Origin of the sequence: Mediterraneibacter sp., assembly GCF_030825015.1 — a bacterium.
GTDB lineage: Bacteria > Bacillota > Clostridia > Lachnospirales > Lachnospiraceae > Mediterraneibacter.
The window spans coordinates 1-20,084 of record NZ_JAPJQP010000007.1 but is presented as its reverse complement, the minus strand read 5'-3'; the positions used below and the strand labels follow the sequence as shown (position 1 = coordinate 20,084).

19 protein-coding genes are annotated in these 20,084 nt (G+C 43.9%); 2 read left to right on the top strand and 17 right to left on the bottom strand.

Translation table 11 applies throughout. From position 1 onward, the window contains the following. Position 1: 1 nt before the first annotated feature. The 7 genes from RCH61_RS05090 to yfcE all read right to left on the bottom strand — a co-directional run bounded on the left by RCH61_RS05090 (position 2) and on the right by yfcE (position 7,779). A complete protein-coding gene (locus RCH61_RS05090; protein WP_178007779.1) occupies positions 2-1,372 on the bottom strand; it encodes a citrate/2-methylcitrate synthase in 1,371 nt (456 codons plus the stop codon). A gap of 145 nt (positions 1,373-1,517) precedes the next feature. After that, positions 1,518-2,384 (bottom strand): 16S rRNA (adenine(1518)-N(6)/adenine(1519)-N(6))-dimethyltransferase RsmA, encoded by an 867-nt coding sequence (gene rsmA / locus RCH61_RS05085; RefSeq protein WP_178007781.1) that lies wholly within the window; start codon positions 2,382-2,384, stop codon positions 1,518-1,520. A 92-nt stretch (positions 2,385-2,476) separates the two neighbouring features. Beyond that, positions 2,477-3,238 (bottom strand): TatD family hydrolase, encoded by a 762-nt coding sequence (locus tag RCH61_RS05080; protein WP_178007783.1) that lies wholly within the window; start codon positions 3,236-3,238, stop codon positions 2,477-2,479. Positions 3,239-3,276: 38 nt separating this feature from the next. Then, positions 3,277-4,530 carry an iron-containing alcohol dehydrogenase gene (locus RCH61_RS05075; RefSeq protein ID WP_178007785.1) on the bottom strand — a complete coding sequence of 418 codons (1,254 nt, stop codon included), beginning with the start codon at positions 4,528-4,530 and terminating at the stop codon, positions 3,277-3,279. A gap of 81 nt (positions 4,531-4,611) precedes the next feature. Next, a complete protein-coding gene (gene asnB, locus RCH61_RS05070; RefSeq protein WP_178007787.1) occupies positions 4,612-6,150 on the bottom strand; it encodes an asparagine synthase (glutamine-hydrolyzing) in 1,539 nt (512 codons plus the stop codon). Positions 6,151-6,259: 109 nt separating this feature from the next. After that, positions 6,260-7,231, bottom strand: a complete 972-nt coding sequence (locus RCH61_RS05065) for an NYN domain-containing protein (protein ID WP_178007789.1) — start codon at positions 7,229-7,231, stop codon at positions 6,260-6,262. Continuing rightward, positions 7,207-7,779: a phosphodiesterase gene (gene yfcE / locus RCH61_RS05060; protein WP_178007791.1), complete on the bottom strand. Its 573-nt coding sequence runs from the start codon at positions 7,777-7,779 to the stop codon at positions 7,207-7,209. Before yfcE ends, RCH61_RS05065 begins: the two co-directional genes overlap by 25 nt. 224 nt (positions 7,780-8,003) lie before the next feature. Between yfcE and RCH61_RS05055 the strand changes: the two genes are divergently transcribed. Then, a complete protein-coding gene (locus RCH61_RS05055) occupies positions 8,004-8,594 on the top strand; it encodes a 50S ribosomal protein L25 (protein WP_178007793.1) in 591 nt (196 codons plus the stop codon). A gap of 164 nt (positions 8,595-8,758) precedes the next feature. On the opposite strand, the gene RCH61_RS05050 is transcribed toward RCH61_RS05055, so the two are convergent. The 4 genes from RCH61_RS05050 to RCH61_RS05035 form a co-directional block, all read right to left on the bottom strand. Next, complete coding sequence (locus tag RCH61_RS05050; RefSeq protein ID WP_306480067.1) at positions 8,759-9,898, bottom strand: glycerate kinase family protein; 1,140 nt, start codon at positions 9,896-9,898, stop codon at positions 8,759-8,761. A 131-nt stretch (positions 9,899-10,029) separates the two neighbouring features. Next, the gene (locus tag RCH61_RS05045; RefSeq protein WP_306480059.1) at positions 10,030-10,452 is read right to left on the bottom strand and encodes a hypothetical protein; all 423 of its coding nucleotides are present in this window, start codon (positions 10,450-10,452) and stop codon (positions 10,030-10,032) included. A 72-nt stretch (positions 10,453-10,524) separates the two neighbouring features. After that, positions 10,525-10,920 (bottom strand): HEPN domain-containing protein, encoded by a 396-nt coding sequence (locus RCH61_RS05040; RefSeq protein WP_306480058.1) that lies wholly within the window; start codon positions 10,918-10,920, stop codon positions 10,525-10,527. Beyond that, complete coding sequence (locus tag RCH61_RS05035) at positions 10,905-11,234, bottom strand: nucleotidyltransferase domain-containing protein (protein ID WP_306480057.1); 330 nt, start codon at positions 11,232-11,234, stop codon at positions 10,905-10,907. The genes RCH61_RS05040 and RCH61_RS05035 overlap by 16 nt, the downstream gene beginning before the upstream one ends. A gap of 434 nt (positions 11,235-11,668) precedes the next feature. Between RCH61_RS05035 and RCH61_RS05030 the strand changes: the two genes are divergently transcribed. Continuing rightward, positions 11,669-12,172 carry a QueT transporter family protein gene (locus tag RCH61_RS05030; protein WP_306480056.1) on the top strand — a complete coding sequence of 168 codons (504 nt, stop codon included), beginning with the start codon at positions 11,669-11,671 and terminating at the stop codon, positions 12,170-12,172. 165 nt (positions 12,173-12,337) lie between these two features. Here RCH61_RS05030 and RCH61_RS05025 read toward each other — a convergent pair whose 3' ends face one another. From RCH61_RS05025 to nadA, 6 genes are all read right to left on the bottom strand, one after another. Beyond that, on the bottom strand, positions 12,338-14,791 hold the full coding sequence (locus tag RCH61_RS05025) for a C39 family peptidase (protein WP_306480055.1): 2,454 nt from the start codon (positions 14,789-14,791) through the stop codon (positions 12,338-12,340). Then, positions 14,788-16,011, bottom strand: coding sequence for a class I SAM-dependent methyltransferase (locus tag RCH61_RS05020; RefSeq protein WP_306480054.1), 1,224 nt, complete (start codon positions 16,009-16,011; stop codon positions 14,788-14,790). The genes RCH61_RS05025 and RCH61_RS05020 overlap by 4 nt, the downstream gene beginning before the upstream one ends. Before the next feature lie 34 nt (positions 16,012-16,045). Beyond that, complete coding sequence (locus RCH61_RS05015; RefSeq protein WP_306480053.1) at positions 16,046-16,561, bottom strand: transcription repressor NadR; 516 nt, start codon at positions 16,559-16,561, stop codon at positions 16,046-16,048. Then, the gene (nadC, locus tag RCH61_RS05010) at positions 16,558-17,424 is read right to left on the bottom strand and encodes a carboxylating nicotinate-nucleotide diphosphorylase (protein ID WP_306480052.1); all 867 of its coding nucleotides are present in this window, start codon (positions 17,422-17,424) and stop codon (positions 16,558-16,560) included. Before nadC ends, RCH61_RS05015 begins: the two co-directional genes overlap by 4 nt. Positions 17,425-17,574: 150 nt before the next feature. Beyond that, the gene (locus RCH61_RS05005; protein WP_306480051.1) at positions 17,575-18,801 is read right to left on the bottom strand and encodes an L-aspartate oxidase; all 1,227 of its coding nucleotides are present in this window, start codon (positions 18,799-18,801) and stop codon (positions 17,575-17,577) included. A gap of 154 nt (positions 18,802-18,955) precedes the next feature. Continuing rightward, complete coding sequence (gene nadA / locus RCH61_RS05000; protein ID WP_306480050.1) at positions 18,956-19,861, bottom strand: quinolinate synthase NadA; 906 nt, start codon at positions 19,859-19,861, stop codon at positions 18,956-18,958. Positions 19,862-20,084: the final 223 nt, after the last annotated feature.

Here is a 20,084-nt window from a genome sequence, read left to right as displayed (position 1 = left end):
CTTACCTGTCATCTAATTTTATATAATCGCGGTATGGCGCGAGCGGTTTATATGCCGGACGTATGATCTTGTCTACGTTTTTAAGCTCTTCCAGTCTGTGCGCGCTCCATCCTACAATACGTGCCGCTGCAAAGATCGGTGTATATAATGACGGCGGAAGATCAAGCATGCTGTACACAAGTCCGCTGTAAAAATCGACATTTGCATTAACACCTTTATACATCTTTCGTTTCTCTCCGATAATTGCCGGAGCAAGACGTTCTACCTTTTCATAAAGACCGTACTCTGCTTCATGGCCTTTTTCCTTTGCAAGCTTTTTCACAAATCCTTTGAAGATATCAGCTCGTGGATCAGAGATCGAATAAACCGCATGTCCCATACCGTAGATCAATCCCTTTCGGTCAAATGCTTTCTTATCGAGCAGAGCTTCCAAATAAGCACGAATCTGATCTTCGTCTTCCCAGTCTGTCAAAACAGACTTCATATCCTCGAACATCTGTGTCACTTTGATGTTCGCTCCGCCGTGCTTCGGTCCTTTCAGGGACGCCATTGCAGCGGCGATCGTCGAATATGTATCCGTCCCAGAAGACGTAACAACATGAGTCGTAAAAGTTGAGTTGTTTCCACCGCCGTGATCCATGTGGAGCACAAGCGCCATATCCAAAATCTCTGCTTCAAGCTTCGTATATTTCCGATCTTCACGAAGCATCATCAAAATGTTCTCCGCTGTGGAAAGTTCCGCCTTCGGCGCATAAATATAAAGATCCTCTCCTCTGCGGTAATTATATGCATGATATCCATATACCATCAGCATCGGGAACTGACTGATCAGGTTCAGACACTGACGAAGGACGTTCGGAATACTTGTATCGTCCGCTTTTTCATCATAAGAATAAAGCTGAAGAATACTTCTTGTAATACTGTTCATCATATCGCGGCTGGGCGCTTTCATAATAACATCGCGCACAAAATTCGGAGGAAGCGTACGGCGTTCCGCGATCATATTCTGAAAATCCTCCAACTGTGCTTTATTCGGAAGTTCTCCGAACAGAAGCAGATACGCTGTCTCCTCAAATCCCGAATGATCCGCCTCAAGAAACCCTTTGACAAGGTCTTTGATATTATAACCTCTGTAATACAGATTTCCTTCACACGGAACAGACTTCCCATCTACAATCTTCGATGCGCACACATCCGAAATATTCGTAAGTCCGGCAAGCACACCTTTTCCGTTCAGATCCCGGAGACCTCTTTTCACTTCATACTTCGTGTATAATTCCTTATCGATCGCATTATTCTGCTCACACTTAAGAGCAAGTTCTTCAATCTTCGGAGTAATATCAAAAAATATGCTGTCTATATTTTTTGCCATACAACTTCCTCCTTTTCATTTTTGGTATATTTGTTTATTATACTAAAAACAAAAGAATTATACAATAAACTGTCTATTAAATCTTTATGAAGCAGACGCAGTTAGTAAACTTTAAACTTTCTATATCTTGTAAATAGTTTCCGTTCTACTCACAAAAATAATTTGCCAGTTCAGCAAATTCTGCAAGCGTCAGCGCTTCACCTCTCACGCTGGGACCTTTCCCAAGTTTTTCGATCGCGCTTTCGATCTCCTCTTTCGAAAAATCGATCTCCGGCGAATTTTTCAATCCATTTGCCAATGTTTTCCTTCTCTGATTAAAAGATGCCCGAATGAGCCTGAACATCAGCTTTTCATCTTTGACTTCAACCGGCGGGCGTTCATGTCTTTCCAGCCGGATCACCGCAGATCCGACTTTCGGCCGCGGCATAAAACAGTTTGGCGGGACATTTGCCACAATATACGGTTCCGCATAATACTGTACCGCAAGAGACAATGCGCCGTAGTCTTTCGTGCCCGGTCCGACCTGCATCCGATCTGCCACTTCTTTCTGCACCATCACTGTAATACTTTTGATCGGCACCTGATTTTCAAACAGCCCCATAATGATCGGCGTCGTAATATAATACGGCAGGTTTGCGACAACTTTGATCGGTCTGCCTTCATTTTCTTCCTCAACCAACTTTCGGATATCGACTTTGAGTACATCTTCATTGATCACACGCACATTTTCATATCCGTCAAGCGTATCTTCCAAAATCGGAATCAAAGCTCTGTCGATCTCAACTGCGATCACCTTCCTCGCCGCACACGCCAAATACTGCGTCATCGTTCCAATCCCCGGACCGATCTCAAGCACCAGATCATCTTTTCCGATTTCTGCCGCACGGATGATCTTATCCAAAACATGTGTATCGATCAGAAAATTCTGTCCGAATTTCTTTTGAAAAATAAAATTATATTTCTGAAGCACCGCAATCGTATTCTGCGGATTGCCAAGCGTAGGTTCTTTCATATGTTTCCTTCCCAAATCTTTTCTCTTCAAAAACTCCGCGGGATTTCTGCTTCTCTGTGCTCTTCATCCCGCACCTTTTCTTTTCTCATTCTCTAGAGTCCGTATAACTTCCGCGCGTTTTCTTCGGTCTGCAAAATAACTTTCTCTGCCGCAACGCCCTTTAACGCCGCAATCTCTTCCGCCACATAGGGAAGATAAAGGGAACTGTTTCTCTTCCCTCTATGGGGAACCGGAGCAAGATACGGGCAATCTGTTTCCAGCACGATAGACTCTAGCGGAATCTCCTTTGCGACCTCTTTCAGTTTCTTTGCATTCTTAAAAGTTACCACGCCGCCTATTCCGATATAATATCCCATTTTTACATACTCTTTCGCCATCTCCAGAGAATAGGAATAACAATGGATAACGCCGCCCAGTCCCGAACCGTATTCTTTCATGATCTTCATTGTATCCGCTGCCGCTTCACGGCTGTGAATGATCACCGGAAGTTCTTTCTGTCTGGCAAGTCCAAGCTGCCTGACAAACCACTCTTTCTGAAGATCATGATTTTCTTTATCCCAATAATAATCTAAACCGATCTCTCCGACCGCCTTGATCTTCTCTTTATCAAGAAGCTGTTCCATCCTTGCAAACTGTATTGAATCAAGACTTCCGACCTCATCAGGATGAACACCGACAGCGCCGTACATGAACGGATATTGTTCTGTCAGCTTTACAATCTTATCCCATGACGAGATCGTAGAACCGGCATCCACGATCATTCCGATTCCGGCAGCCTGCATTTGTCCGAGAATCTCCTCACGATCTTCATCAAACTGTTCATCATCATAATGCGCATGTGTATCGATTATCATCTTTCAAGATTCCTTTCCCTTCCATTGTCGTTTGTCATTCAAAAAACAAGATCATCTTCTCCCGTTTTCCTTTTTCCCGTCAATCCTCTGATAAAGCTTTCAAACTCGCGGCGATTCCATATAACAGGAACCGGATAAAGAGGATTGGCTTCTTTTTCCGCCCATTTTGCAATCTGTCTGATATCCTCTTTTTTAATCATCTCAGGATATTCCGGAATCTGCATCTGCACTTTCATTCCCTCGATCCACCTGATAAATGCGTCCGCTTTCACACTGTCCGGCGCTTCCGTCGGAGCAAGCTTGCACACATCACTTAATTCCGCCAATTTCTCATGCGCCGCTTCGCCATATGCCCGCATCACATGCGGAAGAAGAACTGCCATCGCCACTGCGTGAGGCGTACCGTACAAACCTCCCACCGCATGTCCGATAGCGTGTACATACCCGACTGCTCCTCTTGTAAATGCTCTTCCAGCATAAAATGCAGCCTGCTGCATCTTTTGTCTCGCTTCAAGATCACTGCCGTTTTCATAGACTTTGATCAGATTATCATAGATCAGTCTGACTGCTTTTCTGCACAATTCTCGCTCTGTATCACTATTATAAGTATCATTTGTATACGATTCCACGGCGTGGCATAACGCGTCCATTCCTGTCGCAGCCGTCACTTCCGGCGGAACTCCCACTGTCAGCTCCGGGTCAAGAACCGCATATTTCGGCATCAAACGCAGATCATTGATCGCTGCCTTATGATGCGCCGCGGCTTCTGTAATCACTGCCGACATCGTCGTCTCCGAGCCTGATCCGGCTGTTGTCGGAACCGCAAACAACATTGGAATCGGCTTCACAACCCGAAACAAACCCTGCATCTGCCGAATCTGTTTATTCGGCCTTCCAATCCGCGCACCGACCGCTTTCGCACAGTCCATCGGCGCTCCCCCGCCAACGGCGATCATACAGTCACAACCATTCTCCCAAAACAGCCGCGCCGCATCTTCAACATTCTCATCTGTCGGATTTTGTTCCAGCTTATTGTAAATGACATACAAAAGACCCTGCTCTTCCATCTCTTCAAGCAATCCGTCAAGAAGTCCCCGCCCGATCAGCGTCGGACCTGTAACAACAAGCGCCTTCTTTAATCCCCTTCTCTTGACCGCCGCCGGAAGATGCCGGATCGCGCCTGCACCTTTCATCAGTTTCGGCGTACGCCACGGGATCACAGACACACCTGCTTTCATAACCCGCTGAAACATTCTGCAATATAGTTTCTTGATGCTTTTCTTCGTTGTCATATATATGCATCCCCTTATTAAATTTACATTATTATACTCGCATCATTTATGTATGAATAGAAACTTTTTTCTTTCTCCCCATTATCTTTTCACAAAATACTCTTCATACCATACAAGGAATGTGTAGATCGTCCACACTTTTCTCCAATTATCCGAATTGCCTCCCACATACTCATCGAAAATCGCCTGAATCTCATCGATATGAAAGAATTTCTCTGCGATATCACTTGCAAAAAGCCTCCGCACATCTGCATTGTATCGTTCGTCAGCCATCCAAATACGAATCGGCACTATGAATCCAAGCTTCTTTCGAAATGCGATTTCTTCAGGAAGCACTTTCGCCGCCGCCGTACGAAGCGCAACTTTATTCTGTTCCTCATTCACTTTATACTCTGACGGCATCCTTGACGCAATATCAAAAATCCTTCTGTCGGTCAGAGGCATTCGGATCTCAAGTCCTGCTGCCAGACTCATCTTATCCACATTAAGATAAATATCCCCCTCAAGCCAAATCTGAATATCGACATCCGACATCTTCGTCAATGGATCAAGACCTTCCGTCTCTTCGTAAATGCCCCTTGCAAGTTCGATCGGAAGTACATCAGGATCATACGTTTTCAAGATTCGTTTCTTCTCATCTTCTTTCATGATATTCGTATTGCCGACATAAAACGTCTTCAGATTCTCTCCGTATCGCTCTGCATTCCGATACATATTATATCCGCCGAAAAATTCATCCGCACCCTCGCCCGAATAACAGATCTTCGTATGCTTCGCCGTCTCCCTGCATGCAATCGCAAACGCGATAGCCGAAGCATCTCCCAGCGGCTGCTCCATATTATACATCACATATGGAACAATACCGAAATATTCTTCCGGTGTAATCAGACAGCGGAGATTTTTTCTTCCCAAAATATCTGCCGTCTGCTTCGCCAATCCCGATTCGTCAAACCGCTCTTCCTCATATCCGCAGGAATCCGTTGTCTCCACATCTGACATCGCCAATACATAAGAAGAATCAACGCCGCCGGATAAGAACGATTCTGCATACTCTTCTTTCGTCTTCACCTCCGGCATGATCTCCCCTACCGTCCTGTGAATCTCATCCGCCCACTGCTCCAAAGTCCGACTCTTATCAGGATGAAATTCCGGCATCCAGTACCGACTGACAGAAAGTCTGCCATTCTGCCAGATAAGATATCTGCCGGGAAGCAGCTTTTTCAGTCCTCGGAAAAACGTGTTCTCTCCCGCCACATAGGTCAGACTCAAATAAAGCTGAAGCATTTCTTCATTTAATTCTTTCACGAATCCCGGCTGTTCCATGATCCCCCGGATTGTCGTCCCATACAACAAGTTCCCATCCGCCGTCTCATAATAATAAAACGGCTTTGTTCCGAACTGATCGCGCAGACAAAACAGTTTTTGCTCCTCTTCATCCCACAGCGCAAATGCAAACATCCCATGCATATGATCCGCCATCTCATTGCCCCATGTCTCATACGCCTTCACAAGGATCTGCTCTTCACGCTCTTCTCTTGTCAGATCAAGAGAGATCTCCAGCCTCTCGCAAAGTTCTTCCCAGTTTCTTATATGACCTCTGTATTCTTTTACTTTTATCATCTGTTTTCACTCCCAACTGCATACCGCCTTTTGCGGACGGCAGCGCCAACTCTTCTGTTACACGGCTATTATAAACGAAAGCCTGCGATGTTACAAGAATCAAAAAAGATCATAATTCCGGCGCATACACTGCTTTCGTTCTCTCGCCTTCCCCTTGGAGTTCCACCTCGGGGAAACTCTGAATATAAGGTTTGAATTGTGAGAATCCATAGTCCCGCACCTTGAAATCACCAAACTTCAGCCGGATCCTGTTTCCAAGCGCGCTCAAAGGAATCCCGTTTTCACCGCTTGTTTTGATCTGATACAAAATGTATTCTTCTACCATTTCTTTCCTGCTCTTATCCTCATAGAGCGCAACAGACACTTTTGTCCCTTCCTGAATCAGCATCAGTCTCGGAAGAGTTTCCAGAAATTTAGACAGCAGACTATATCCGTAACGGCGAACGTCGAAATCAGGATACAGCTTGACCAGTCTGCTTCCGACTTCTCCAAGTCCGGTTTCCCTGTCGTTGTTTTTATTTTCTGTAATAATCTTTACAACAGCCTCTTCCACCTGCTCTCTTGTCGCCGAGATCATTTTTTTCGTTTCTTTTCCGCTCACTGCATGAAGTCCCACTTTCTCTTCACGCTCTGCCGCTCCCATCATATTATCTTCCAAAAGAAGCTCCAATTCCGTAAAGATCTCGCACGCCTTGCGAAACGGAAGAGGAGTTTTCGCCTCTCCCATCCCAATCACCCGTTTCCCGCTCTCCCGCAGGCGACTGGCAAGTCTTGTAAAATCACTGTCGCTTGAGACAAGACAAAATCCTTCCAGTTCACTTGCATACAGCATATCCATCGCATCAATGATCATTGCGGAATCTGTTGCGTTTTTCCCATAAGTATAACTGAACTGCTGGATCGGAGTAATAGAATTCTGTAAAAGTTCTTCCTTCCATCCGGCGCTGTTCGGGCGCGTCCAGTCTCCGTAAATCCTCTTGTACGTCACGTTTCCGTATTTTGACAATTCATCTAAAATCGGCTTAATATATTTTGCTGATACATTATCCGCATCGATCAAAAGCGCGAATCTTTCTTCCATTCCATGTATACCTCACCTTCCATATTTTTCCAAGTAAACGCTTTGCTTTCATAAATCATATAACTGTGTGCCGATCCTTCTTTCGGAATAGACACCGACCCCGGATTCAGATACATGTACTGTTTTCCGCTCCCGTCCGTTCTCTTCTCACACGCAGGCACATGTGTATGCCCGTTCAATAAAATATCCCCATTCTTCAGCGGCGGAAGACTGTTCGGATGATATACATGACCATGCGATGCAAAAATCATGTCCATCCCTTCAAACTGAAAAATGCCGTACTCTGCCATGATCGGAAATTCTAAAACCATCTGATCTACTTCGGTATCGCAATTTCCTCTCACACAAACCAGTTCCTCTTTCACTTCATTCAACATTCGGATCACTTCCTTCGGCGCGTATCCTTCCGGCAGATCGTTACGAGGACCGTGATATAAAAGATCTCCCAAGATCAGCAGCCTATCCGCTTTTTCTCTCCGATATGCCTGCAGCATCTGCCCGCAATATACCGCCGAACCGTGTATGTCTGACGCAATCATCCATTTCATATTTTTTCCCCACATATTTAGATTTGACAGTTTTAAACTATATAAAACATTGTTCCTGTCCCTTTATTTTATCATTTTAACATAACCCTTCTGTTTTTGTAAATCTGCCCTCTTGACAAGCGTGCTATATTATAGGTGTAACAAAGAAACACACTTAACAATACCTGCTTGATACAAGTCGAAGGCTGCTAAGCGTAATTCAGTGAATTTGGAGGAAAAGATAAATGAATACTTTAAAAGCTGAAAAACGAGACATGTCAATCAAAGCAAAAAAATTAAGACGGGAAGGATATGTAACCGGCTGTATCTTCGGACGCGAAATGGAAGAATCAATTCCGCTCAAGATGGCAAAAAGTGATATCGACCGCCTGTTAAAAGAGGAAGGAAAGGGTGGAAGAGTCCGCCTTGAAATTGACGGCACCGCCTATGATGCGCTCATCAAAGAAGTAGATTTTAACCCGCTCAAAGGATTCGTAGATGAAATCGATTTTCAGGCGCTTGTCAGCACAGAGAAGGTACATTCTTCCGCAGAGATCCATTTGCTCAACACAGACAAACTTATCGCAGGAGTTCCGCAGCAGATGCTCCACGAAGTTGATTTCAAGGCTCTGCCGTCCGCACTTGTTGAAAAAATCGACCTGGACGTAGGAGATCTGAAGGTCGGAGACACGATCCGTGTGAAAGACCTTGATATTACAAAAATTGAAAATTTGGACGTAACAACCGATCCTGATACAACGGTTGTCACCATAACAGAAATACACGCGTCTGCTTCAGACGATGATACTGATTCAGAAGAAAACGCCGACGCCTGATCTGATAAATCAAAACAAACATGTGCTTTCTAGCCCTCACCTTGTAATAGACTGTAAACAAAGTACACGTTTGCCCCGTTCCGGAAACCTGACGCACAGTGGAGATTTGCCTCCCAGATCATCCCACTTCGTGCGCGGCAAAGGGAACGGGGCATTTTTGTATATCATAATCTCCACAGTCGATATGCCTGTTCTGCCGCCGCCTCCATGTTTGCCTTTGCATTTTCCGGCTTCATCGCCTCTTCAAGAGTAACCGCCTCCCTTAATATCGGAAAAAATGCATCGATCCCCTGCTCGTTGCATGCTCCGGCATCAGGCGCAGCAGTCCCTGTAAATGCGATAACCGGTTTTCCATACTTCTTTGCAAGCTTCGCAATCCCAATCGGAGCTTTTCCCATGGCAGTCTGCCCATCCATACGCCCTTCTCCGGTAATAACTAGATCCGCCTTCGCAATTTCCTTTTCTAATCCGGTTTCTTTTATCACAATTTGGATGCCGGACTCCAACTGCGCTTCCATAAACGCAAGAAATGCAAATCCCAGACCGCCTGCTGCTCCTGTGCCGGGATACATAGGATCTGCTTTCGGAACTTTTTTCTTCACCAAAGACGCATAAGAAAAGAGAAGTCGATCTAACCTTTCGGTCATTTCTTTATCTGCGCCTTTCTGCGGACCATATACCGCACTTGCGCCTGTTTCTCCACACAGTACGTTCGTCACATCACAGGCGATCTTGAATCTGCATTCTGCTAATCCGGGGATCACATGGTCATCTGTGATCTCCGCCAGTTCTTCCAACCCCAATGCCCCAGTCGGAATCTGCTCCCCGTTTTCCTTCAAAAGGCCAAAACCCAAAGCCTGAAGCATTCCTGCTCCCCCATCATTCGTCGCACTGCCTCCGATCCCGATAATAAATCTTCTGCATCCGTTTACAACCGCATCTTTGATCGTCTCTCCCACTCCATAAGTTGTCGTATAAAGAGGATTGCGTTCCTCAGGCAGAAGAAGCGTAAGGCCTGCCGCCCCTGCGATTTCAATCACCGCCGTCTTCTCTTCTTCACCCTCGATCACACCATACTCACATATGACCGGCTTCCCTAACGGTCCCGTCACTTTGACCTTCCGAATGATCCCGTTCATACCGGACACCAGCGCTTCTACCGTTCCCTCGCCTCCGTCTGCCAAAGGTCTGACCCGCACTTCCGCTTCAGGATCAACTTTGTGAATGCCCTTTGCGGCAGCTTTCCCAGCCTGCACCGAAGTCATACTTCCTTTAAATGAATCTATCGCCGCCACAATTTTCATAAATACATTCATTCCTTTCCCTTCGCTCAGAAATAAGCATTATAAAAATGTTTTCCCAAACTTATTTTTCATTATAGAAATACCTTTAATGTACACAGAGTATCATTTCTTCTCTTACATTTCAAATGTTTTTATAAGACATCGAATGCATGTATAGGATTACATAATCCGAGGCATAAAACTTTAAATTGCCCTTTGTATTCAGATAAATCAAAACAATATTCATTCAACTCAGTATTATATGAAAAACTATCTTTTATATCACTGGACACATTGGTAATAAACACATATTGAGCCTCATAATTACTTTCCGGGAACTCATTCTTTATCAATCTATCTTTCCGATTAATAATATTAAGGGATTGTATCAGATTACTCCCCAAATTCTCTAAAACAACCTTTATAATGGGTTTTCCGTCTTTGTTTAGCACTTTACTCTTTTCAAGATTGATCTTTAGTAAAATTAAGTCTGCAATACTCATGGACTTTGTTAATTTTGTTTCACCCTTTGTACTTTCATCCTTTTTGGCTAATTCGTCTTTTATTCCCGCCATTTTCTTTGCCTCCTGAAAATATACAAAAATAAGAGGCAGACTGTTACATCCACCTCTTAATCTTTGTTTCCTCTATTCCTTTTCGGTTAAATATTTTTCTACTGCTTCCAGAAAAACCTTTGCACTTGCAAGCTGGTTCTCCGTTTCTTTTCTTCCGACTATGAAAAAATCATCATAGTCTGATTTTTCTCTCAAAAAGGAGCAGCTTTTTATAATTACGGATAGCTCCTTATCCATGATACCTTCCTTAATGTATTCCTTATTGAAATATGCAATCACTCCCGAATGTTTGGAAGAATCAAAACCTTTTAAAATATTCATAGCTCTCATTGCATGAAAGATTGCATAATAGGAACGGTTTAAAGAAGTTTTATACTGACCAATCTTCAAGTTGTCCTCCGCTGCCGAAAGCATTTCTTTTGCCCGTTCCATACGGTATCCCGCTAATTCTCTTAAGCTGCTTTCCACAAAACGATACCTTCCTCTCTGACATGCTTATAGAAAGGAAGAATATCTCCCCATTTTTCCAACTGTTCTTCCTGAATATCAACGATTGAAAACACTCTGTTGTATTGGATATCCATTTCAGCAGACCAGCGGATAAATTGTTCCTTCTCAACTTCCCCCATATCTTTTCTCATAATAATTGCAATATCGATATCACTTTCTTCTGTGGCTTCATTCCTTGCAACAGAACCGTATAAGATAATCGTCTGAATATCATCACCAAAAATCAACCTCAGCCCATGAATCAGGTCTTCTTTCATTTTTTCAGATAACATTCGTCTCACCTCTTTCTGTGATAATTATTTTTACCCAAATAGTATTTCTGTATATCTACATATTATCATAACCAGTTATATCAAACAATCCAAATATTCTAATTTAGATCCATCAATATGTGGGGTTACAATATGTAATTCGTTTTATCTAAATTTCTCCGTTTTAATTGTGTTTCTAAACATTTATAGTCCTCCGGTGATAATTCAACATATAGCCCTTTCATTTTTCCCAAGTTGGACAAATTCTGGACATTCCGATTTGGTACTTTTTTGGTACTTTTCTTGATTTCCTGCTACTACCGTGTTATACTAGCAGACGTTGCAAAGCCTACAAAAACCAAGGTCTATCAGGCTTGCCGCCGATTTCCGGCGTTAAATGAATCGAGTGTTCGAGACCTTCCACTCGTAAAACAAAACTAAAGGAGAATTAAAAAATGAAAACAACTCAACAAAACAAAGTGCTTTTCATGGCACAAGCGGCAATGATCGCCGCGATCTATGTCGTACTGACTATGCTTGGTGCATCTTTTGCATTCGGAGAAGTGCAGATCCGTTTTTCGGAAGCGCTGACTGTTCTCCCCGCACTTACGCCTGCGGGTATTCCCGGAGTATTTTTAGGCTGTCTTATCAGCAACATATTAGGCGGAGCGATTTTACCGGACATTGTTTTCGGAAGTATCGCTACATTGATCGGAGCTTTATTTACATGGCAGCTTCGCAATAAGAGCAAATACCTCGCGCCGATCCCTCCGATCATCGCAAATGCGCTCATCGTTCCGTTCATTTTAAAATACGGCTACGCAGTGCCTCTTCCGATTCCATTTATGATGCTGACGGTCGGACTCGGAGAAATTATTTCCTGCGGCGTTCTCGGAATGATTTTGTACACTGCACTAAATAAATACAAAGGCGTTTTATTCAAACCTTCTGTTTCATAAGTCACCGGAAGTGCCAAAAGCACATTTCAGAATTATAAGCAGTCGCCAAGTTCTCGGGCAAGCCCGGACTTTGGCTCATCGCCGCTGCAAAAAACCGCGAGATACGATTTTTCGGTATCCCGCGGTTTTTGTTTTATCTTTCTTTTCTGTTTTGTTTTTCTATTTTTATCTAATGTATCCGATAAATGTGTTTCCTCCGGCTTCTGCCATATTTGACATTTCGTCCATACCGACCGTATGTGACTCTCCCGTATTCGGATCTACATATGTGATATCTGTCGTTGTGTATCCGGTCAGAAGCACCGCATGTCCGGATTCAAGAATAGCGATCATCGGACAGCCTCTGTTGATCACATAAAGAACCTGATCAAGCGCACAACCTGTCAGATCCAGCCGTTGAGCCTGATACTGTTCCATGTAACGTTCACACGCTTTAAGAGAACTTTCGCCTTCTTCACACTGAAACGATCCCGCCTCTGTCGAATATACGAGATCTCTGTTCCCCTTTTCCCAAACATATTTTTGTTCCGAAGAGATTACAACGCCTGATACTTGCTCCGCCTTTTGCACCGCATATCCGGCTTTATTATAAACAGCCGCCAATTCTCCCATACCGTAAACATAATACTTTTCTTCAAGCTCTTTTCCTTTCGGCTCAATCGTCAATGTTTTTTTACTGATCTGATATTCCGGTTTTTCATTTCGCTTCTGTTTCTGCTTCAGCTCATCTGCAAAAGTAAAACGTATCTGTTTACCTGCATCTTCCGACACATACGTCTCAAGAGAGATTTTTGACTCCCTGCGTTCTGCGTTGTTCGTCACATATTCCTGCTTTGTGGAATTATAAGTCTCACCGTCTTTTATGACACGGTTAAACGTCAGCAGATTGCCGTCGATCAGAACGTCCGTCGTATAGATATTCTGCTCTGTAAAATTATACTGCGCCGCTTCTTTATTCTGCGCATTTCTAATCTGCACTTCGTACATCGGACTGATCTGTTCCCCTGACACCGTCGTCCCTGCATCCGCTGATCTGACCTTTCCATACACGAAGTCTCCGTTAATAAATCCAAGAGGCCGTAAGGCTTCCCCCTCCTCTGCATTAATCGTATAATCGTCTCCGCTCTTCAAATTCATAATATGAAGCTTCACCGACTTATTTTCTTTTTTCGAAGTCTGATACACCATAAGATGGCCGTCATCTGATACAGCATACTGATCATCCGTCAGATTTTCTGCAAGAACTTTTTTCTCATCTTCTTTCAGATTGATCCGATACAGCGTCCCGTCCGCAAGAACGTGCAGAAGCGATGTGCCTTGATTGTAATACACCATCTTGCCCAACTCTTCTTCTGCAATGGCAAAAGATTTCGTACTTGTGATAAACGCCTTCTCTTCGATCATATTTTCAGCGGCATCATAATAATAGATACCAACGCCTACTTCCCCTTCATGGCTTCCCCTTGCCATATATCCATAGACAGCAAAGGTTACGTTATTTTTATTGTCCAGACTGATCACACGTACTGCATGCTGATCGTTCTGTCCCCGGGTATCTCTGCCTTCCTGATCTGCCATCGCAAATACTTTCGTCAGCTTTCCTTTCTTTGACTCGTACAGCCATAGCTCCCTCGCCTGCACAAACGCAGCAGAAGTCTGATCTTTATTCAGTTCATAGGAAAGATCCGGCGAAACGATGCCGAGCATGATCCCATTTTCATCAAAATCACTTTCTTCCCCGTCAAATATCTGTTCCATATCCCGGTTATAATCCAGCAGATAAATCGTATCTACCAGAAATCTCACTCTGAAAAACTCTTTTACGTTATAAATATTTGTCACACCGTCTTCATCCGTACAGGCAACTTTATACTTTGCAAGGATTGATGTATATACCGTATTACTTTCCTTGATATTCCACTCTACGTCACCGATCACAGACGGAGACAGATTTCCCCACTGCACATGAGTAATATCTGAATGGATATTGACCGTTTGATACGTTGTATTATCACTTTGCTCATTCGGCTCTAAATATGACGTAATCTCTTCTGTCGCTTCCTGATGAAGCGCCTTTGTATGAAAATCCTTTGCAAATGCAAGACATTGATCTGTCGTCACTTCTTTCGGACGTACGATGCGGGTATAATAACCGGCTGTTTTCCCGTTTTGAGAAAGATTCGTATCAAGCATTATTTTCAGAACCGCTTCCGGCGTCTCCTCTGATAAGATCCCGCTCAGATCCAGCTCTGCCTCAGAAGTATCTTTCGATATCTTCACAGTTCCTTTTGTATACTGCTTCGTTCCGTCAAGAGAATATACTTCGTATTTCAGCTTACTGATCTCATTCCCATATTTCTTCGTCTTCACTGTCAGCGAACCGTTACTCTCAAGAGGAGTAATCGTATCACGCACAGCCGGTATATCCATCTTCTTCACATAACCAAGCAAAGGATTGACTTCCGTTTCCCCTACATAAAAAGAAACTCTCGGCAATGACGCGGCGCCCATGTCAGCCGCATCATCCGGCACATCCCAGTTGATGACAAGACTTGAAATGAGGATCGCCGCAAAAAACACAACGATCAGCACCCCTGCTTTCATGACTTTTTTCTTCATTCTCTGTTATTCTCCCCTTTATCCGCCAGCAGTCTCCCCAAAGCCGGCTCGATCTGCAAAAACTGTTCGCATTTCTCTATCACTGTTTTTGCTTCTGCTCTTGTATCTGTTTTTCCTTCTCCGCATACTGTTCTGTTTTTCTTCTCTGTTTTGACTGCTCGAAGAAGAATATTTTTCGGCGTATGCTCCATATCGATAAATTCGATCACCTGCGTATCATACCCTTCGCTTTCTAAATATTTCGCGCGAAGTCCGTCTGTCACCAAAGCTGCAAAACGCTCTCTGAGCAGTCCGTAATCCATAATCGGAGCTAAACATCCGTCATATCCATGCACTTTCTCTGCCTCGGCAAACTGCCCATTGATCTCATGCTGACAGCACGGCACTGACAAGATCACTTTCGCATTCCAGCCAACCGCCTTGGCAAGAGCATAATCTGTCGCCGTATCGCATGCATGGAGTGTCACTACAAGATCCACTTCCTTTACACCTTCATAATCGGCAATATCTCCGACCATAAAGTGAAGTTTTTCATATCCGTATTTTTCCGCAAGCCCGCTGCACCGATGAATGACGTCTTCTTTCAAATCAAGCCCGATCACATTAATATCAAAACCTTTCAGTTCCTTTAAGTAATAATACATCGCAAATGTGAGATAAGATTTCCCACAGCCAAAATCTAGAATCGTCAGTTCCCTGCCTCTGTCAAGCTGAGGAAGAATATCTTCAATAAATTCAAGAAATCGATTAATCTGTCGAAATTTGTCAGTTTTTGTCCGAACGATCTTCCCTTCCTCAGTCATCACTCCAAGGTCATGTAAAAACGGAACAAAAATTCCCTCTTCCAAAATGTATCGTTTCTTTCTGTCATGAGACAGATCCGCCTGCGCAGCTTCACATTTTCGCTTTTTCATCTTGACGGACACTTTTCCTTTCTTACTTACAAGGATCGTATATTCTGCCTTCACCGTCTCGATCTGCATCTGTCGGAAATTTTCCATATATTCCGTCAATAACCGCGCCGCCTGTTCGGCATCCTCGTTTGCATGAAACGCCTGTTTCTTCGTAAACGTCTCAATCTGAAATATCAGCCGCCCGTTTTTCTCAAGGGGACGCACCTTCGCCTTTATCACCGCGTCTTTTACTCTCGGATTACTGAGTACCGCACGGATAAAATCTCTATTTAAAACTTCTTTCAGCAATGTAAAAATCTCATTCATTATTCAACCTCTGTCCATCTTAGCTTTAAATGATTTAACCACGATCCTCCACGAGAAATCCTTTGTCTCTCAACATATTTTCAATCAGATCCAGCGTCTCCTCACTGTCTGCTTCCACTTTATGATAATGATAATCCGAAGTAATATTTTTCAGCGGACTTGATTTTCCCTTTCGGATATCTTCCATAAATTCCGTCACTTTTCTGCGGGATGTAATATTGATCTCGGCTTCCATATGACCGTAAACTCTGTGATTGATCATCACATTCCGAACAATTCCACCCAAATCAATGATTTCCGTCAGCTCTTCTTCCACCTGCTCATCCGTATGCTTCACCTTGAACACACGGCTTACCGCTGCCGGCTCATTAATGATATACCCTCGATTCGTAGAGATAATATCATGTCCCGCCGCCCGTATCAGGGCAATATCCTGTACGATCACCTGACGGCTCACATCATATGCCGCCGCCAGCACTTTGCCGGGAACAGGCGCCGCGCTGCTTCGGATCTGATCTACGATCCCTTTTCTTCTGTCAGAGCCTGTCATCTGACGTCCCCCTTAACAGCATGCAGGTTTTTCATTGAAATGTCAAGTATCGGAGCCGAATGGGTCAATGCTCCGCTTGAAATATAATCTACTCCAAGTTCTGTCAGCCGCGCAATATTTTCTTTCGTCACATTTCCTGAACACTCTGTCTGCGCCCTGCCGTCAATAACTTTGATCGCTTCTTTCATCTCGTCTGCAGACATATTATCGAGCATAATAATATCCGCGCCCGCCTCAACAGCTTCTCTTACCATATCAAGATTCTCTACTTCGATCTCGATCTTACGCACAAACGGCGCATATTCTTTCGCCATCTTCACCGCCTGAGCCACTCCGCCTGCCGCTCCGATATGGTTATCTTTAAGCAGAACTCCGTCAGACAGATTATATCTATGATTATATCCGCCTCCGGCTGTAACCGCATATTTCTCAAAAATGCGCATATTCGGCGTTGTTTTCCTTGTGTCTAAAAGTTTTGTCTTCGTTCCCTTTAAAAGTTCCGTTACAGAATGTGTATATGTTGCGATACCGCTCATTCTCTGAAGGTAGTTAAGCGCTACACGCTCACCGGAAAGAAGCACTCTGATATCTCCCTTTACTTTTCCCATGAGCTGTCCTGATTTTACCTCATCTCCATCCTTGCAGTAAAGCTCTGTTTTTGTATTTTCATCCAAAAGTTCGAATACTCTTGAAAAAACATCCAATCCGGCAATAATTCCATCCTGTTTGCAGATCAGATCCACCTCTCCTGAAACCGCCTCTTTCATCACCGCGTTTGTACTTACGTCCTCGCTTGAGATATCCTCTTTCAGCGCCTCCATGATCAAATGATCTGCCTGTAATTTCATCGTAATCTTATTCACGTTTTTTCTCCTTTTCCCATTTTCTATTCCACTGTTCCTTTTTCGCCTGCATTTTTATCTGTTTTCTTTTCGCCGCGATTTTTTATCTGTCTTCCCTTTCGCCCTCAATCTTTTCATTATTTCTCTTTTTTCAATATGTTTTCGTCCGTTTTATTTAACTTCCAATCTGACGATCTTCTGCGCCGCCCTTTTTGCAAACACAAGGCTTTCCAATAACGAATTGCTTGCCAGACGATTCGCCCCATGAACGCCGTTGCAGCTCGTCTCTCCCGCCGCAAACAATCGTTCCATCGATGTCTGACTGTCACTGTCCACCCAAATACCGCCCATAAAATAATGCTGGGCAGGAACGACCGGAATCGGCTCTTTCGTCACATCGTATCCTTCTTCCCTGCATCGTCTGTATATATTCGGGAAATGATTTAAGATCATTTCTTCTCCTATATTTTCCATAGACAGCCATACATAGTCTGTCCCATCCTTTTCCATCTGTTCACGGATTGCTTTCGTCACCACATCTCTCGGAAGCAGTTCATTGACAAAACGATTTCCCGATTTATCAAGAAGAACCGCGCCCTCTCCGCGCACTGATTCGGAAATCAGGAATCTGCGCCCCGGTTTTTTCGAATAAAGCGTTGTAGGATGAATCTGCACATAGTCCGTATGCTCCAGTTTGATTCCATGCTTTCTCGCAATCTCAAGAGCGTCCCCCGTCAAATGCGGAAAATTCGTGGAATGGCGGTACAGTCCTCCGATTCCGCCGCTCGCAAGAATTGTATATCCTGCCCGGACTTCTCTTTGCGTTCCGTCTTGATCCTTCATGACGATTCCTCGGCACACGCCGTCTTCCTCTATAATATCCGTCATTGTTGTATATTCAAAAATCTCTGCATTTTCCAGTTCTTTTACTTGCGCTAACAGCTTACTCGTAATCTCTTTCCCGGTAATATCTTCATGAAATAAAATTCTCGGACTGGAATGCGCGCCCTCTCTCGTATATTCATATGTACGAGAAATATCGCTGTCGCCGACCGGTTCATTTCCGCCTTCCGCTCTCCGCTCGAACTCAACTCCGTACCCGATCAATTCCCGAATAATTTCCTGTGAGCTTCGAATCATAATATCAACTGATTCCTCGCGATTCTCATAATGTCCGGCGCGCATTGTATCTTCAAAATAGCTGTCATAATCGCTTTCGTCGCGCAGCACACAGATTCCGCCCTGTGCCAAAAACGAATCGCTGCTTTCTAAATCTGACTTTGTGATCATCATGATCTTAAAATCACGCGGCAGATGTAAAGCGGCAAACAATCCGGCAACTCCTGTCCCGACAATGACCGCGTCAACCTGCTCCTGTTTCTCTTTTATTTTCTCCATATCAACTTCCTTTGGTTCCCCCGAATCTTATTTTCCGTTTTCCTGTTCCTTCCGCTCTCTTTTTGTTTCATCTTCCATTCTTTCAGACAGCTTTCCCTCTCTTGACAATCCTCATCGTCTTGCAAGATCAAACACCTTTTAAGGCAGTTTCTGATTATTTTGCAAGATCAAGCATTTTCTCCAGCGGTTTTCTGGAAGCAGAACGAAGGGCATCCTCCATCTGAACTTCATTTTCTCCGGTTTTCAGAACATGCGCGATCTTCTCCAACGTAATCATCTTCATATCCTCACAGACAGGCTCTGTCTTTGTAAAATAAAACTTCTTATCAGGATATCGCTTTTCAAGTTCGTATCTCACACCATTCTCTGTACAGATAATAAATTCTTCTGCATCACTTTCTCCCGCATAATCGATAATCCCCGATGTACTTCCGATATAATCGGACAGATCAAGAAGATCCTTCGGACATTCGGGATGTGTCAGCACTTCCGCATTCGGATGTTCTGCTTTTGCCTGTTTTAATTCCTCGATTTTTACTTTCTCGTGGATCGGACAATATCCTTCATTGTACACAAAATTCTTCTCCGGTGTCTGCTCTGACACAAAATGTGCCAGATTCCGATCCGGGATAAAGAAAATATTTTTATTAGGCAGAGCCTTTACGATCCGAACAGCATTAGCTGAGGTCACGCACACATCCGACAGTCTTTTTAATTCCGCCGTCGAATTAATATAACAGACAACTGCCAAATCCTCGTATTTTTCTCTCATAGCTCTGATCGTTTCCTCATCCGCCATGTGCGCCATCGCACAGTCCGCCTTTGCATCCGGCATAAGAACAGTCTTCTGTGGATTCAGTACTTTCGCGCTTTCTCCCATAAATGAAACGCCGCAGAACACAATCGTCTGCTCTTCCAGCCCTACGGCAACCTTGCTTAAATAAAAAGAATCTCCTATATAATCCGCAATTTCCTGCACTTCCGGTCTTACATAATAATGTGCCAGTATGACTGCATTCTTTTCCTTTTTCAACTGTTCGATCTCTTCTCTAATCGTCATTTGTATACCCTTTCCCGCATGAAATCCATACGCCTTTGTTTCTGTCGTGATGCTCATTATAACACTTGGGTTTACAAATGACAAGACAGTTGTGTTTTCAGTAATATTTTCAATCCATTCATTCCTGCCAATAATAACAAAAACCCGGAAGATTACTCTTCCGGGTTGAGAGGCGCAGACCGGATTTGAACCGGTGAATCAGGGTGTTGCAGACCCACGCCTT

Coding starts and splice junctions, on each gene's coding strand:
- RCH61_RS05015 (WP_306480053.1), bottom strand. CDS start 16,561: ATGACAGGCTCTGACAGAAGAAAAGGGATCGTAGATCAGATCCGAAGC.
- nadA (WP_306480050.1), bottom strand. CDS start 19,861: ATGACGATTAGAGAAGAGATCGAACAGTTGAAAAAGGAAAAGAATGCA.
- RCH61_RS05005 (WP_306480051.1), bottom strand. CDS start 18,801: ATGGAGAAAATAAAAGAGAAACAGGAGCAGGTTGACGCGGTCATTGTC.
- rsmA (WP_178007781.1), bottom strand. CDS start 2,384: ATGAAAGAACCTACGCTTGGCAATCCGCAGAATACGATTGCGGTGCTT.
- RCH61_RS05025 (WP_306480055.1), bottom strand. CDS start 14,791: ATGAAGAAAAAAGTCATGAAAGCAGGGGTGCTGATCGTTGTGTTTTTT.
- RCH61_RS05050 (WP_306480067.1), bottom strand. CDS start 9,898: ATGAAAATTGTGGCGGCGATAGATTCATTTAAAGGAAGTATGACTTCG.
- yfcE (WP_178007791.1), bottom strand. CDS start 7,779: ATGAAATGGATGATTGCGTCAGACATACACGGTTCGGCGGTATATTGC.
- RCH61_RS05035 (WP_306480057.1), bottom strand. CDS start 11,234: ATGTTATCTGAAAAAATGAAAGAAGACCTGATTCATGGGCTGAGGTTG.
- RCH61_RS05065 (WP_178007789.1), bottom strand. CDS start 7,231: ATGGAAGAAAGATTCGCGCTTTTGATCGATGCGGATAATGTATCAGCA.
- RCH61_RS05030 (WP_306480056.1), top strand. CDS start 11,669: ATGAAAACAACTCAACAAAACAAAGTGCTTTTCATGGCACAAGCGGCA.
- RCH61_RS05080 (WP_178007783.1), bottom strand. CDS start 3,238: ATGATAATCGATACACATGCGCATTATGATGATGAACAGTTTGATGAA.
- asnB (WP_178007787.1), bottom strand. CDS start 6,150: ATGATAAAAGTAAAAGAATACAGAGGTCATATAAGAAACTGGGAAGAA.
- RCH61_RS05090 (WP_178007779.1), bottom strand. CDS start 1,372: ATGGCAAAAAATATAGACAGCATATTTTTTGATATTACTCCGAAGATT.
- RCH61_RS05045 (WP_306480059.1), bottom strand. CDS start 10,452: ATGGCGGGAATAAAAGACGAATTAGCCAAAAAGGATGAAAGTACAAAG.
- RCH61_RS05055 (WP_178007793.1), top strand. CDS start 8,004: ATGAATACTTTAAAAGCTGAAAAACGAGACATGTCAATCAAAGCAAAA.
- RCH61_RS05075 (WP_178007785.1), bottom strand. CDS start 4,530: ATGACAACGAAGAAAAGCATCAAGAAACTATATTGCAGAATGTTTCAG.
- RCH61_RS05020 (WP_306480054.1), bottom strand. CDS start 16,011: ATGAATGAGATTTTTACATTGCTGAAAGAAGTTTTAAATAGAGATTTT.